The 12,864-nt window shown below is 64.4% G+C and carries 11 protein-coding genes; 7 read left to right on the top strand and 4 right to left on the bottom strand.

Translation table 11 applies throughout. The features are described from left to right. Window positions 1-13: 13 nt before the first annotated feature. Together ACTZWU_RS09155 and ACTZWU_RS09150 are read left to right on the top strand one after the other, a co-directional pair. On the top strand, window positions 14-424 hold the full coding sequence (locus tag ACTZWU_RS09155) for a response regulator (RefSeq protein ID WP_444737046.1): 411 nt from the start codon (window positions 14-16) through the stop codon (window positions 422-424). 69 nt (window positions 425-493) lie between these two features. Beyond that, window positions 494-3,589 carry an Hpt domain-containing protein gene (locus ACTZWU_RS09150; RefSeq protein ID WP_444737045.1) on the top strand — a complete coding sequence of 1,032 codons (3,096 nt, stop codon included), beginning with the start codon at window positions 494-496 and terminating at the stop codon, window positions 3,587-3,589. Between the two features lie 217 nt (window positions 3,590-3,806). On the opposite strand, the gene ACTZWU_RS09145 is transcribed toward ACTZWU_RS09150, so the two are convergent. Next, the gene (locus tag ACTZWU_RS09145; RefSeq protein WP_444737044.1) at window positions 3,807-3,929 is read right to left on the bottom strand and encodes a hypothetical protein; all 123 of its coding nucleotides are present in this window, start codon (window positions 3,927-3,929) and stop codon (window positions 3,807-3,809) included. Between the two features lie 285 nt (window positions 3,930-4,214). Between ACTZWU_RS09145 and ACTZWU_RS09140 the strand changes: the two genes are divergently transcribed. Continuing rightward, window positions 4,215-6,782 (top strand): ATP-binding protein, encoded by a 2,568-nt coding sequence (locus ACTZWU_RS09140; RefSeq protein WP_444737043.1) that lies wholly within the window; start codon window positions 4,215-4,217, stop codon window positions 6,780-6,782. 10 nt (window positions 6,783-6,792) lie between these two features. Here ACTZWU_RS09140 and ACTZWU_RS09135 read toward each other — a convergent pair whose 3' ends face one another. Beyond that, window positions 6,793-7,401 (bottom strand): response regulator, encoded by a 609-nt coding sequence (locus ACTZWU_RS09135; RefSeq protein ID WP_444737042.1) that lies wholly within the window; start codon window positions 7,399-7,401, stop codon window positions 6,793-6,795. Window positions 7,402-7,634: 233 nt separating this feature from the next. On the opposite strand from ACTZWU_RS09135, the gene ACTZWU_RS09130 reads away from it, so the two are divergent. From ACTZWU_RS09130 to ACTZWU_RS09115, 4 genes are all read left to right on the top strand, one after another. Continuing rightward, window positions 7,635-8,105 carry a molybdopterin-dependent oxidoreductase gene (locus tag ACTZWU_RS09130; protein ID WP_444737041.1) on the top strand — a complete coding sequence of 157 codons (471 nt, stop codon included), beginning with the start codon at window positions 7,635-7,637 and terminating at the stop codon, window positions 8,103-8,105. A gap of 178 nt (window positions 8,106-8,283) precedes the next feature. Next, window positions 8,284-9,756, top strand: a complete 1,473-nt coding sequence (locus tag ACTZWU_RS09125) for a phospholipase D-like domain-containing protein (protein ID WP_444737040.1) — start codon at window positions 8,284-8,286, stop codon at window positions 9,754-9,756. Window positions 9,757-9,836: 80 nt separating this feature from the next. Continuing rightward, entirely contained in the window at window positions 9,837-10,187 is a 351-nt protein-coding gene (locus ACTZWU_RS09120; protein WP_444737039.1) for a hypothetical protein, read from the top strand. Window positions 10,188-10,235: 48 nt separating this feature from the next. Then, window positions 10,236-10,370 carry a hypothetical protein gene (locus ACTZWU_RS09115; protein ID WP_444737038.1) on the top strand — a complete coding sequence of 45 codons (135 nt, stop codon included), beginning with the start codon at window positions 10,236-10,238 and terminating at the stop codon, window positions 10,368-10,370. A 7-nt stretch (window positions 10,371-10,377) separates the two neighbouring features. Here ACTZWU_RS09115 and ACTZWU_RS09110 read toward each other — a convergent pair whose 3' ends face one another. Further along, window positions 10,378-11,103 (bottom strand): sulfotransferase, encoded by a 726-nt coding sequence (locus tag ACTZWU_RS09110; RefSeq protein WP_444737037.1) that lies wholly within the window; start codon window positions 11,101-11,103, stop codon window positions 10,378-10,380. Between the two features lie 4 nt (window positions 11,104-11,107). After that, on the bottom strand, window positions 11,108-12,853 hold the full coding sequence (locus ACTZWU_RS09105) for a hypothetical protein (RefSeq protein WP_444737036.1): 1,746 nt from the start codon (window positions 12,851-12,853) through the stop codon (window positions 11,108-11,110). Between the last annotated feature and the right edge of the window lie 11 nt (window positions 12,854-12,864).

Genomic DNA, 12,864 nt, shown 5'->3' with positions numbered 1-12,864 from the left:
CCGGAGAAAGTTGATGCACAAGGTCATGATCGTTGATGACGCCGCTATGATGCGGCTCTATATCTCCAGCTTCATCAAGGGATTGCCAGATTTCAAGGTGGTGGCCCAGGCCGCCAACGGGCAAGAGGCGCTGGACAAGCTGGCCGCCGGGGCCGAGGTGGATCTGATCCTTCTCGACATCGAGATGCCGGTGATGGATGGGCTGGAATTCCTGCGCCACGCCAAACTGAAGACCCGTGCGCGGATCTGCATGTTGTCCTCGGTCGCGGTGGCGGGTTCGCCCCATGCGGCAAAGGCGCGCGAACTGGGCGCCGACGGGGTCGTGGCCAAGCCCTCGGGCACGGTGTCGCACGACCTCGAGGAAAAGACCGGTGACGAATTGGCGCAGACGATGCGCGCGGTGATGGCAGCAGCAGCGGCCTGACGCCAGCGCCTTGCGCAAGCCGCGGGGCCGGGCCGAAGGACAAGCAGCGAACGGGCAGGGAACGGGACGATGACCGACGAAATGGACGAAATCTGGGCGCTTTACGCCGATGACGGCGCACAGGCGATCGATGCTGTGGAATCGGCCCTGCTGGCACTGCAGGATTCGGGCGGGCAGGATATCGACTCTCATGTCGCGGCCCTGTTCCGGGGGGTGCATACCTTCAAGGGCAATTCCCGCGTTCTGGGTCTTGGTGTGGTGGAAAGCCGCGCCCATCTGGCCGAGGACCTGATCGGGCTGGTCCGCGACGACGGCGTGCCTCTGGACGCCGAGATCCTGGACCTGCTGATCGAGACCTGCGACCGCCTGCGCGAGATGCTGGACATCACGGCCGCGACGCATGGCGATGTGGACCCCGCCTCGACCGAGGATCTGGTCGTCAGGCTGGCCGACAAGATCGCGCGCTGTCAGGCCGAGCTGGCTGGCGGGGCAGCCCCCGCGCCGGCAGCGGCGGAAGCTGCGGAAGCTGCGCCGGAGCCGGAGCCCCAGCCCGAACCGGAGCCCGAACCGGAACCGGAACCGACGCCAGAACCGGCGCCCGAGCCGGAGCCCCAGCCCCAGCCTGAACCCCAGCCCGCGCCCAGCCCTGCAAAAGCGGCGCCCTCGCGGCTGGCCGACGATGCGGGCTACCGGGCGATCTTCAACGAGATGGTCGAGACGACGCTGACGCGGCTTCGCGAATGCCTAGACCAGTCGGACCTGCCGCGCGCACATCGTCTGGCGGGCGATCTGGACCATGCGGCGAAGCAGCTTGGCCTGACCGAATGGTCCGAAATCCTGCGCGACTTTCCCGCCCAGCCGGATGCAGGCGCGGTGGCGGGGCTGATCTCGGCCATCGAGGCGATGCGGCACGGCGAGGCCGGAGGAGCCCAGGCTTCGGACGGCCCCGGCGACGCGCCGGACGAGCCTGGCTTCTTCGAGCGTCTGAAGGACCCGCTTTCGGTGATCGCGGCCCATGGGATCGATCTCGCCACCGGCGAGACACCGGACCCTGCCGCGCTGGCCGCTGCCGTGGCGGAAGTCACCGCAGCCTCGCAGGAACGCGGCTTTGCCCGCGTCACCGAGGTGGCAGCGCGGCTTCTGTCGTCCAAGAGCGTCAATGATTACCGCAGGCAGGAACTGCGCCTGTTCGAGGAGCTGGCGCTGGTCGAATCCGTTCATGGCGGCGCCAATCTGGACCGCGCGCTCAGCCCGGCGGCCCTGCTGGCCGGATGGGCGGCGGATCGCATCTTCGACACTCTGGACGGGATGGATTCCACGCTGGAACGCATCCGTCAGGGCGGCGGCACCGAAGAGGATCACCAATCGCTGGCCCGTCAGGTCCGATTGATCCACCATGCCTGCCGCAATTACCGGCTCGAGATGGCCTCGCAACTGGCCATGTCATTGCTGGACCTGTTCGAACGCACCCATGCCTCGGGTCAGGCACCCGACGCGATCCTGATGCGGATCGCGCGCGGCTTCATCGATACGCTGGAGCTTGTCTTCGACGCCCTGCGTGCCGGCGAGCCGCCCGAAACCGATCGGCTGGAACAGCTTTTCGCCGAAGCCTCCGAGGCGGGTTTCAACGGCGCGGGCGTGATGACCGCCAGCACGATCGAGCGCAAGCTGGGCCTGCCCGCGGAATTCCACCGCGTCCTGTCGCCGGAAAGCGTCCGCACCGCCGCCGAGTGCCTGGCCGAGGGGCAGGATTTCCACATCCTGCGCGCCGACGTGAACAGCGACAACGACATGGCCGAGGCCCTGTTCGGCCTGATCGGCTCGGGCGTGATCCAGGCGATCACCAACGTCACCCTGTTCCGCGGCACCGAGACGCTGTTCGATTTCCTGATCGCCACGCGGCTTGACCAGCTTGCTTTGTCCGAATCCCTGGCACGGCTTGACCCCGGCGGAAAGAAGCTGGTCCTTGTCCGCCACCTGACCGTGGCCGAAACCGAGGAGGGCGCCGCCGAGACCGAGGATCAGGCCGACCGATGGGCGCAGCTGAGCGCGGGCGTGGACCTGTCGGCCGAGACGCTTGAGCGCATCGGCGAGATCGCCGCCGGGCAGGCGATGATCCACGGCATCATCGCCGAACTGGCCGAGACCCCCCTGCCCGAGATGATCGCGCAGACCATGCGCCAGCATCACGACGACCCCCGTCAGGCACTGGCCGCCTTGCGCGCCACCGCCGAACAGATGATGTCGCGGCTGCGCGATCTGGCTCAGGCCGAGACGCAGGTCCTGTCGCAGATGACGGAATTGCAGCAGACCACGGCCGAACTGCGCTCGCGTCCCGTGGAGACGCTGCTGCGGCCCTTTGCGGCGATGGTGGCCACCGAATCCCGCCAGCGCGGACGCGAGGCGCGTCTGACCACGGCGGGCGACGGTCTGTCGCTGGATGTCGCGCTGCTGGATACGCTCAAGCGCGTGCTGCGTCCGCTGGTGCAGGCGCGGCTGGCCGATCTGGACGAGGGACCGAAGCGGATGCACCTGTCGGTGCGGCGCGGCGACGACCTGCTGCTGGTCACGCTGGAGGATGATGGCGGCGCCCGGTCCGAGCCCACCCGCCTGGCCCAGGCCGAGACCGAGCTGACCCGCGCGGGCGGGCAGTTGCGCAGCGTCACCCTGCCCGGCGGTGGCTTGCGCCATCACATCAGCCTGCCGATGAACCTGATCGTCCTCGAGGGGATGGTCGTGGGCGCGGGTGGCACGCGCTATGTGCTGCCGGTCGCGGCGATCCGCACGATCCTGCAACCCGATCCCGCCAATCTGGTCGAGATCTCGGCCACGGGCGGCAGCCGCTGGCTGCGGCTGGGCGAGGACGAGGTCGTGGCGATCCGCAGCCTCAATCCGGCGTCGGATGATCGCGCCGTCGCCGCCGAGGGCGCTTCGCGTGTCCACATCATCCTCAGCCACGAAGAGGGCAGCGTGGCCATCCCCGTGGACGAGCTGATCGGCCAGCAGCTTGTGCTGCTGCGCCCGCTTCGCGGGATGATGTCGAAGGTGCGCAAGGTTTCGGGCGTGGCGCTGCTTGCGGGTGGCGATGTAGGCATGGTCCTGTCGCCCCGCGCATTGCTGAACCTGCGCCCGGGCGGGATCGAGGCGCCGATGGGCCATGCCTGACGGCTCTGGCCCCGGCGCATGAATGAAAAGGCCCGCATCGCAGGATGCGGGCCTTATGCTTTATCGGTTGGGCGACCGGTTGGGCGACGCGATCCAGGATCCGTGATCCGCAAATGGAAAAGCAGCGGCCGGGCCAGCCGCTGCTTCCTGGAGGCTCACACCCCCTACTGCCGGTCAAGACCGACAGATGACTGGTCAGACGAGACCCCGGCCCGGATCAGAGCGGGTGGCCCGCATAAAGACGCTCGCCCACACGCACAAGCAGCCGGCCGCGCGCATCAGTCCCCTCATAGAGACCTTGGACATGGATGTAGTCGGAGATCTTGATGGTGCGGACCATGGTGTCACCCTTTGATTAAACCTTGTCTAACACTAGCCTGATTCCCCGGTCCCTGCGCGCCCGCAGAGGCATAGGCCAACCCATCCCTTTGGCGTCGCGTCGCCCGTTTTTGTATTCTTAGGGTTAGTCAGGCATCCTTATGCGATCCTTGCCCCGTTCCGACGGCTGTGTGATCCTTGGCACAGCGCGCGCTTTCAAACGCGCTCTCCTCGGGTGGTCTGGGCGATGCGATTTCAGTTTTATGTTCTTCTAGGCGGATTTCTTGCCGCGATGGGCGCCGTCGCCATGGCGATCTGGATCTACAGCGCCGATGCACGGGGCAAGATCGACCAGCTGGCCGCCGCCAATCGCGACGCCACGCAATGGTCCCTGGCCCAGGCCGAGGTGGAGTTGCTGGCCCTGAAGATCGCCCTGGCCGAGGCCCGCCTGGCCAGGCCCGAACAGCGCGACAGCGCGCTGGATACGGTGCGCCAGCGCTTTGACATCTTCTTTTCGCGCATCGCGACCTTTCGGCGCGGAACCGTCAGCGAGGATCTGCGCAACGACAGCGTGACGAACGACCACATCAAGGAGGTCGAATCGTTTCTGGCGCGCACCGCGCTGACCATCGACGCCGACAACGACCGGCTGGCAGCAGCGTTGCCGGCGGTCGAGGCCGCGACCGCGCGGATCAGGCCGCTGATGCGGACGATCTCGCTGGACGGGGTTCGGTTGCTCGCGCGCAGTTCGGACGCACAGCGCGAAAAGCTGTCCGGTGCGCTGACCGATCTGGCGCTTATCGTGCTGATCCTGTTCGCGGCGCTGGTGACAGCGGTGGTCGCCATGTCGGTGCTGTTCCACGCCTCACGGCTGCAGGCCGACCGCATCGCCAATGCCCGCAACCGGCTGCAGGCGGTCATCGGCACCTCGATCGACGCCATCGTGGTGGCGGGCTCGAACGGACGGATCATCGACTTCAACGGCTCGGCCAGCCGTATCTACGGCTACAGTTCGCAGGTGGCCATCGGCGCGAATCTCATTGATCTTCTGGTTCCCGAGGATCAGCGCGCGCGCTGCAGGTCGCTGCTGCGCCGGCTGCGAACCGCGCCCAATGACCCGATCCGTCTGGACCCGATCGAGGCCACTGCGCGCCATAGCAGCGGGCGCGTCTTTCCGGTCGAGGTCGCGATTTCCAGCGCCATGAGCCAGCGCGGACCGGTCATCGTGGCCTTCATCCGGGACATCTCGAACCGGGTGGCCGAACAGCAGGAACTGATCCGGGCCCGCGACCGCGCCGTCGCCGGAGAACGCGCCAAGGCCCGGATGCTGGCCGTGATGAGCCACGAGATGCGCACACCGCTGAACGGCGTTCTGGGCACGCTGGAGCTGCTGAAGCTGACGCGCCTGAACAAGATGCAGCAGCACTACCTCGAGGTGATGGAGCAGTCGGGCCGGATGCTTCTGGGCCATGTGAACGACGTGCTCGAAGTCTCTCGCGGCGAGGCGGGTCAGATAAGCCTTGCCAACGCGCCCTTCGATCCGGCCGAGATCGCGCAATCGGTCGTCGGCGCGCTCGGGGCGCAGGCCGGGATGCGCGGCAACCGGCTTGACGTCAAGATCATCGGATCGCCCGACGGGATGCTGATGGGCGATAGGGGGCGGCTGACGCAGATCCTGATGAACCTCGTCGGCAACGCGGTCAAGTTCACCGAAGCCGGCACCGTGACGCTGGAGGTCGTGCGCGGCCCTGCCCCGGGCGCGGTCGAGTTCCGCGTGATCGACACCGGGATCGGCATCCCCCCCGAGGATATCGAGCGGATTTTCGACGAATTCGTCACGCTGGACAGCGCCTATAGCCGCCCCGTCGAGGGGACCGGCCTGGGCCTGCCCATCGTGCGCCGTCTGGTCAAGCTGATGGGCGGCCGGATCGAGGTGGAAAGCACGCCCGGCTACGGCTCGGTCTTCCGGGTGATCCTGGACCTGCCCGAGGTGCGCGAGAACCAGATCGCGGCCGACCGCCAGTGCAGCCTGGCCCCCGTCGCGGCCGATCCGTCCGGCAACAGCGGCGAGGTTCTGGTGGTCGAGGACAATGCGATCAACCGGATGATCGCGCGCGACATGCTGACCCGTTCCGGCTATACCGTGGTCGAGGCCCAGGACGGCCGCGAAGGCGTCACCATGGCCTCGCGCAAGCGCTACCTGATGATTCTCATGGATATATCAATGCCACGAATGGACGGAATCGAGGCGACCCGAGAGATCCGGCGCGCAGGCCCCAACCGCGACACGCCGATCATCGCGCTGACCGCACATGCCCTTCCCGAGGATCTCGCGCGGTTCGACGACGCAGGCATGAACGCGACGCTGACGAAGCCGCTTTCGATCGAACGCCTGCGCGAGCAGCTGGACACCGTCCTTGCGCTCAGCGCGCCGCCCGCACCGGCACCGAAAACCGAACCGCGAACCGGGCAGCCCGTCCAGGTCCTGCCTGCCCCGGAACCCGGCGAGGCGCGTCTGGACGAGGCCCGCCGCAACCTTGCCGAGGCCATCGGGGACGAGGCCGCCGGCATCATGGCCGAACGCGCTTTGCTGGAATTGTCGAACGGCCTGAATGAGCTGGTCGCCCTGATCGAGCACCATGAGCGGCATCCCGAACTGGGCGCTCTGGCGCATCGCATGGCGGGGACTGCCGCGGTGATCGGTTTCACGGATGTTCATGCACGACTGGCCGAGATCGAGACGACGGCAAAGGGCTCTCGTCCCGGGCCGCGCGATGCGCTGGCCTTGTCGGACATGATCGAGGCCACGCGTCACGTTCTGGAAGGCACCCTGCCCGGGACCGAAACTCTGGACGGCGCGCGCCGGGTGGGCTGAGCGATCTGCCTCAGTTCACCAGGCGGCGGTCCCGCGCGATCATCGCCGCCTGCGTGCGGTTGCGCGCGCCAAGCTTGCGGCACAACGTCTTGACATGCAGCTTGATCGTGACCTCCTGCAGGTCCAGTTCGCGCGCGATGTCCTTGTTGGAGCGGCCTTCGGTCAAGCCACGCAGGACCTGCATCTCTCGCATGGTCAGATCGCCCGTCGGCTTGGCATCGGCCTGTTCCAGAAAGCCGTAGGGCACGAACACGTCGCCGCCGGCGATGAACTGGATCGCCGCTGCCAGCGACTTGGCGCCCATCGTCTTGGGCAGGAAGCCGCGCGCACCGGCCTCGATCGCGTCACGCGCGACCGAGGGCGATGCGGTCCCCGACAGGATCGCCACCGGCCGCCCCTGCATCGCCTTGCGGATGCGCGCCAGACCGTTCAGACCATCCATTCCGGGCATGTCGTAGTCCAGCAGCACCAGATCGAACGCATCGGGCGCCTGCGCGATGGCGCTTTCGGCCTGATCGACCGTCCCGACCTCGGCAATGTCTGACAGACCCTGCGCCTTGAGAAACATGACCAGTGTCTCTCGAATCAAGTCGTGATCGTCAGCCACCAGAATTCTCATCAACGCCCCCTTTTGGAACATACCGGTTACAACCGGCTGCCTCCGGTATATTCGTGATCGCGGTCAAAGGTCAGTTCAAAGACTGAGCACTATGCACAAATTCCTCTACCTACCGAGCGTAGGTCATTGTCCTATATACTAAAGTATACGTTACCATACCAAGTAACCGATGCAAGAAATTCATCTCCGTGCGACATTGCGGCACAATCCTTTTCCGCTTGCCCGGGTGATCCATGTTCCCTAACGCGACCTCTCTTGCGCTGACCGCGACGCTGTTTCTGTCAGCAAATGCTGCTTCTGCCGCGTCGGTCCTGACTGTGACGCATGGCGGGGAAACGCATGAATTCGACATCGCCGCCCTTCAGCAGATGGGCACGATCGACGTCACGACGTCCACGATCTGGACCGAGGGCGTGCAGCACTTCACCGGGATTCCGCTTGCGACCGTCCTGAACGAGGTCGGCATCACCGAGGGCAGCGTCGCCGCCACGGCGATCAACGATTACTCGGTGGAAATCCCGCTGGACGAGATCACCGAAGAATACCCCGTCATCGCCTTCCACGTGGACGGACAGCCGATATCCGTGCGCGACAAGGGCCCGTTCTGGATCATCTATCCCTTCGACCTGGCACCCGAATGGCGCAGCGAGGTGAATTTCTCGCGCAGCATCTGGCAGCTGACGAAACTGCAACCCGCCGACTGAGCAGGGCCGAAAGGCACCAGCCGCCCGGCTGCACGACCTTGCAGGCCGCGCCCGGAAAGGGCGCGGCTTTGTTCTGACCGCCTCCTGCGGAACGGGGCGCGGGGTTGCGACGTTCCTTCTGCTGCGCCGGGCTTGGACCGGGCATCAACGGGCATCGCAGAGGGGGGCAACTCGGGGCATGCACGGCACGGACGAACGTCTGGCCCGACCGGGACAGAATTGCTGGCGCATCGAGCGGTCCGGCCGCTTCAGCGTCATCCGCGACGGCGACGCTTATTTCACCGCCGTCAGGCAGGCGATGGCGCAGGCGCGCCGCAGCATCCTGCTGATCGGCTGGGATTTCGACGCGCGCATCGATCTGGGCGATCCGGCCACCGACGAAGGCCCGGCCAAGCTTGGCGATTTCGTGCTGTGGCTGGCGCGCAGCCGTCCCGACCTGCATATCCGTCTGCTGCGTTGGGACACAGGCGCCATGAAGTCCCTGTTTCGCGGCACGACCATGCTGACGATCCTGCGCTGGAAGCTTCATCCGCGCATCACATTGCGGCTGGACGGGCAGCACCCTGTCGCCAGTTCGCATCACCAGAAGATTGCCGTGATCGACGATTGCCTGGCGTTCTGCGGCGGGATCGACATGACCGAGGGTCGTTGGGACACACCCGAACACCGCGACGAAGAGCCCCGCCGCACCGACCCGGCAGGCCGCCCCGTCATGCCATGGCACGACGCGACCACCGCCTTTGACGGGCCGGCCGCCCGCGCGCTTGGCGATCTGGCGCGCGAACGCTGGCGGATCGCGACGGGCGAGCAACTGCCCCCCGTCACCGATATCCGCGATTGCTGGCCCGAAAGCCTCGAACCCTCGTTCGAGGGGGCCGCTCTGGCCATCGCCCGGACCCGCCCCGCCATGAAAACGGTGGAGCCAGTTCACGAGATCGAACAGCTGTCCCTTGACCTGATCGCGCGGGCGCGGCGCTTCATCTATGCAGAAAGCCAGTATTTCGCCTCTCGCAAGATCGCGCAGGCCATTGCGCAGCGGCTGACCCAACCCGACCCGCCCGAGATCGTCGTGATCAACCCGGTCAGCGCGCAGGGCTGGCTTGAGCCGCTTGCGATGGACACGGCGCGCGCCCGGCTGGTCCAGGCCCTGCGCGCGCTGGACCGGCACGGGCGCTTTCGGCTCTATCATCCCGTGACCGAGTCCGGGTCCGAGATCTATGTCCACGCCAAGCTGATGATCGTGGACGATCTGTGGCTGCGCGTGGGATCGTCGAACTTCAACAACCGCTCGATGCGGCTGGACAGCGAATGCGACGTGCTGATGGCGGCGGATCGCGAGGACCGGGCAGAGGACCGTCAGGGCATCACGGCGCTGCGCGAGACCCTGCTGGCCGAGCATCTGGGCCTGCCCCCCGACCAGATCGCGGCCCTGATCGACGGGCATGGCGGCCTGATCCCGATGATCGAGGCGACAAGGCGCCCCCCTGGCACAGGCCGCAGCCTTGTCCCCTACGAGCTGCCCGAATTGACCGGCTTCGAGGAATGGCTGGCCGAGAACGAGATCCTCGACCCGAACGGCGCCGACCGGATCTTCGAACCGCTGAGCCGCCGCAGCCTCTTTCGCGGCTGGCGCTGGCGTCGCCCGCGCTGACGCTATCGTCGGGCTTGCATGGCGGCGACGAGGCCTTATCTTCGCACTCTGCCGGACCATCCCGGCCTTTGGCGAACCCCGTGCATGCCCTGATCCCGCCCCTGACCCTGCTGCGTCGCGCCTGTCTTGTGCTGGCGGTGCTGCTGGCCATGTCGGCCCCGGGGCCAAGGCTACCCGACGCACTGGCCGGACCGGGCCACGACCTGCTGTCGGAGGGGGCCCTGCTGATTGCCTCGGCCCTGCCCGAACGGCAGACCCTGCAAGGCGGCCCCGAGGGCGACCCGGCCCTGTCCACCCGCTGGCCCGATCAGCCCCAAGCCACAGCCGGCCGCACCCTTGGCGCTCCCTTCGCGGCGCCCCTGCCCCGGCAAGGGCTGCTTAGGCAAGCCCACGGCGCTCGTGCGCCCCCGGTGATCGCCGACAGGACCTGACCGCCCGCAGGGGCGCGACCTTTCGCTGCAATCACCAAGGACAAGACGATGACCGACCAGACCGGCCCCGAAACGCGGGCCCGGACGGCGCCCGCAGGGCGTGTGTCCCAGACCCTGATGCACTGGCTGCTGCTGACCGCGATCATGACCGCCCTGATCGGCGGCGCGGCCTGGCTGTTCTAGCCCGGACCTAATGCGAGAGGCTGCGCGCCAGCGCGGCCTCGATCGCCGGGCGATCCATCCGCTCGCCCAGGAAATCGAGGATCTCAGCGACGTAATTCGCACCTTCGTTGTAACGCTCGTAGCGGATCGTGAAGCATTCGGCAGGGTGCGCCGCCGCGTAATCGGCATACAGCGCCTCGGCCCGGCGCAATCGCGCGATCACCTCGTCGCGGGGCTGCTGCGCCCACCAACCCGACCGCGCCACCGCGTCCAGATCGCGGGTCTGGAACAGGAACCGGACCCCCGCGAAACTGTCGCGCAGCATATCCAGATAGGTGGCGAAGAAATCCGGATCCTCGTGAAACCGGATCTCCTTGAACCCCGAGACGCGGCAATCGGCGCCGGGCCGCAGCACCTCGCGCGCGAAGACCTCCATCAGCCCACGACGCAGCGCGTCCGGATCCACATTCTCGGCGCCCGCCCAAGGGTCATGCGGCTGCCCGATCAGCGGCGCCAGATAGGCATCGCGTTGCTCGGGCGGAAGGGCCGCGTCCCGCCTTCGATCCGCGAACATCTCGTGGCGCCGCACCAGATCGACAGCCCGTGCGAGGAACCACGCCAGATTGCCGTTCTCGCCCCTGATCTGATAGCCGGGCAGCGTGTTCAGCAAGCTCTGCGTCAGCGTCGAACCCGAGCGGCCATAGGTGACGATGAAGACATGGCGCGAGGGTCCTGAGGCTGTACGAACGCCCATGGAGCTATCTTCTGTTCGAAAGTCTAACACCTTCGAGTATCATATTTTTTGCAGCCATGAGTTGGGCACCTGGTATCCCTGTCCGGTTCAACGCCAAGAAAATATCACTAACACTCGACGAAACCGACTCGTTTGCGCGGTTAGGCTTTTCGAGGCTTTGCATCAAATCATCATCGATACCACAAAATTTCAGGAAAGAGTGTCCGAGACCGAAAGACGTATCAAAGTCGGCCTCCATCGGCGAGTATTCAAAATGATCCAGGAACTGACCATGTGAGATTGTCTCACACAGATCCTTCAGGTTTTCATCAAAATCGAGCTTTACGATAAACTGTTCGAAGTCTAGGTCAAGATGGTGGTTTTTCACCGCCTCTCGATAGACACTTAGCAACCACTTCATACGAGGTCGGGTATAAGCGAAGAATTTCACATCTTTTCCGACAAAAAACGACTGCATTAGTCGCATAATCTCCGCCGCTTTGTCGTATAGTTTCCAATACCCGTGCCGCCCGGGTATAAATCCAAACATTTCCTCGTCGGTAATGATTATCTTCTTGCCGCCGGCTTCCGATGCAATTTCCGCCAATGCTGCTGTGACCTCATCATGCAGCGCTTCCGGGGTGGGAGAGGGTGCTGCCAGAACCTTCTGACATGCCGCTCTCAAACGCTTGCTGTTATCGCTACGCTGATTGACAATATAGAAATCCGCAAGCTTCTCGGAGTTTCTTTGCAACAACCCTTGAATATACGTCGTGCCGGTCTTGTGAAATCCCACATGTATCGTGACACCGGCATGTTCCTGCACCGCTTTCACTTCACCGCTTTGCATCTCGTTTGGTTCCCTTGGCGCCTTGAAGGACATTGCCTCACCACTCCACTCTTCCCATAGAACTTTTCCGAACTCCTTAACAAGAAACTCTTTTCGTGCCTGATAGAGCTTTGGCGCCTTTGCCTGCATGGCGTTCAGCTTCCAGCGTGCCGCCTCGCCGCTCCGAACCGGGTGGAGAACCCTGCCGCGCCTGGACTCCAACCGGGCTTCTTCAGGCATCACGGGATAATCAGAATGAAACGTTTCAATCGAAAAGCACTTTTCCGGCGCAAAATTTTTCATATCCGCGCAAAGAAATCCGTCCCGATGAAGAACTGTCGCACAAAACGCTTCATCATTTGGAATCCGGCCTTCAACTGACTGTAGTAGCATATCACGGTTAGCAATAAATTGCTGCGACCGTTTGAGAGCGAGGTGCTGGACTGCCTGAGCTGACATGCGCGTAATGGGAAAAAGACAGCCTTTGACTTCGGAAACCTCAAGCCATCTGGCTGCGGCGTTGGTCCAGTACCAATCCGGCCCCCTTGAGCCTAGGGTTGGCGCCAGAAAGTCATGAGAAGCCGTCACGAATCCCGAGAAAAAATCCGATGGGTTATCGAAATTTATAACGACGTCATTCTCAACAAGCCAGAAAAAGTCGAAACGTTTTCCAATCCGGTGCAAAGCGGCGTAATAAAAAATATCTCCGCACACCCATGCAATTCCATCGAAATACGGAATCTCGATTTCAGAGAGCAATGCGTGATCGATTTTTATGACGTTCGCTGCCATGCTGTCTGGCACGATCGTCGAACCTGAAAAGTTGGCAAGTACGATGAATACACGGTCGTCAAAGTACTGCCTCAGGTAGTTGTAAAGCTGAATTTCCACATCCCCGATTCTGTTTGTGCGAATCAACGCTGCGGTGGAATCAGTTCGCATTTTTGTCCGCT

Origin of the sequence: Paracoccus sp. NSM (genome assembly GCF_052379855.1) — a bacterium.
Taxonomy (GTDB): domain Bacteria; phylum Pseudomonadota; class Alphaproteobacteria; order Rhodobacterales; family Rhodobacteraceae; genus Paracoccus.
This window is presented reverse-complemented; position numbering and strand designations above follow the sequence as displayed.

Bases quoted from the DNA above. Each gene is read 5' to 3' on its own strand.
- ACTZWU_RS09155 (WP_444737046.1), top strand. From the start codon at position 14: ATGCACAAGGTCATGATCGTTGATGACGCCGCTATGATGCGGCTCTAT.
- ACTZWU_RS09150 (WP_444737045.1), top strand. From the start codon at position 494: ATGACCGACGAAATGGACGAAATCTGGGCGCTTTACGCCGATGACGGC.
- ACTZWU_RS09145 (WP_444737044.1), bottom strand. From the start codon at position 3,929: ATGGTCCGCACCATCAAGATCTCCGACTACATCCATGTCCAAGGTCTC.
- ACTZWU_RS09140 (WP_444737043.1), top strand. From the start codon at position 4,215: ATGGCGATCTGGATCTACAGCGCCGATGCACGGGGCAAGATCGACCAG.
- ACTZWU_RS09135 (WP_444737042.1), bottom strand. From the start codon at position 7,401: ATGAGAATTCTGGTGGCTGACGATCACGACTTGATTCGAGAGACACTG.
- ACTZWU_RS09130 (WP_444737041.1), top strand. From the start codon at position 7,635: ATGTTCCCTAACGCGACCTCTCTTGCGCTGACCGCGACGCTGTTTCTG.
- ACTZWU_RS09125 (WP_444737040.1), top strand. From the start codon at position 8,284: ATGCACGGCACGGACGAACGTCTGGCCCGACCGGGACAGAATTGCTGG.
- ACTZWU_RS09115 (WP_444737038.1), top strand. From the start codon at position 10,236: ATGACCGACCAGACCGGCCCCGAAACGCGGGCCCGGACGGCGCCCGCA.
- ACTZWU_RS09110 (WP_444737037.1), bottom strand. From the start codon at position 11,103: ATGGGCGTTCGTACAGCCTCAGGACCCTCGCGCCATGTCTTCATCGTC.
- ACTZWU_RS09105 (WP_444737036.1), bottom strand. From the start codon at position 12,853: ATGCGAACTGATTCCACCGCAGCGTTGATTCGCACAAACAGAATCGGG.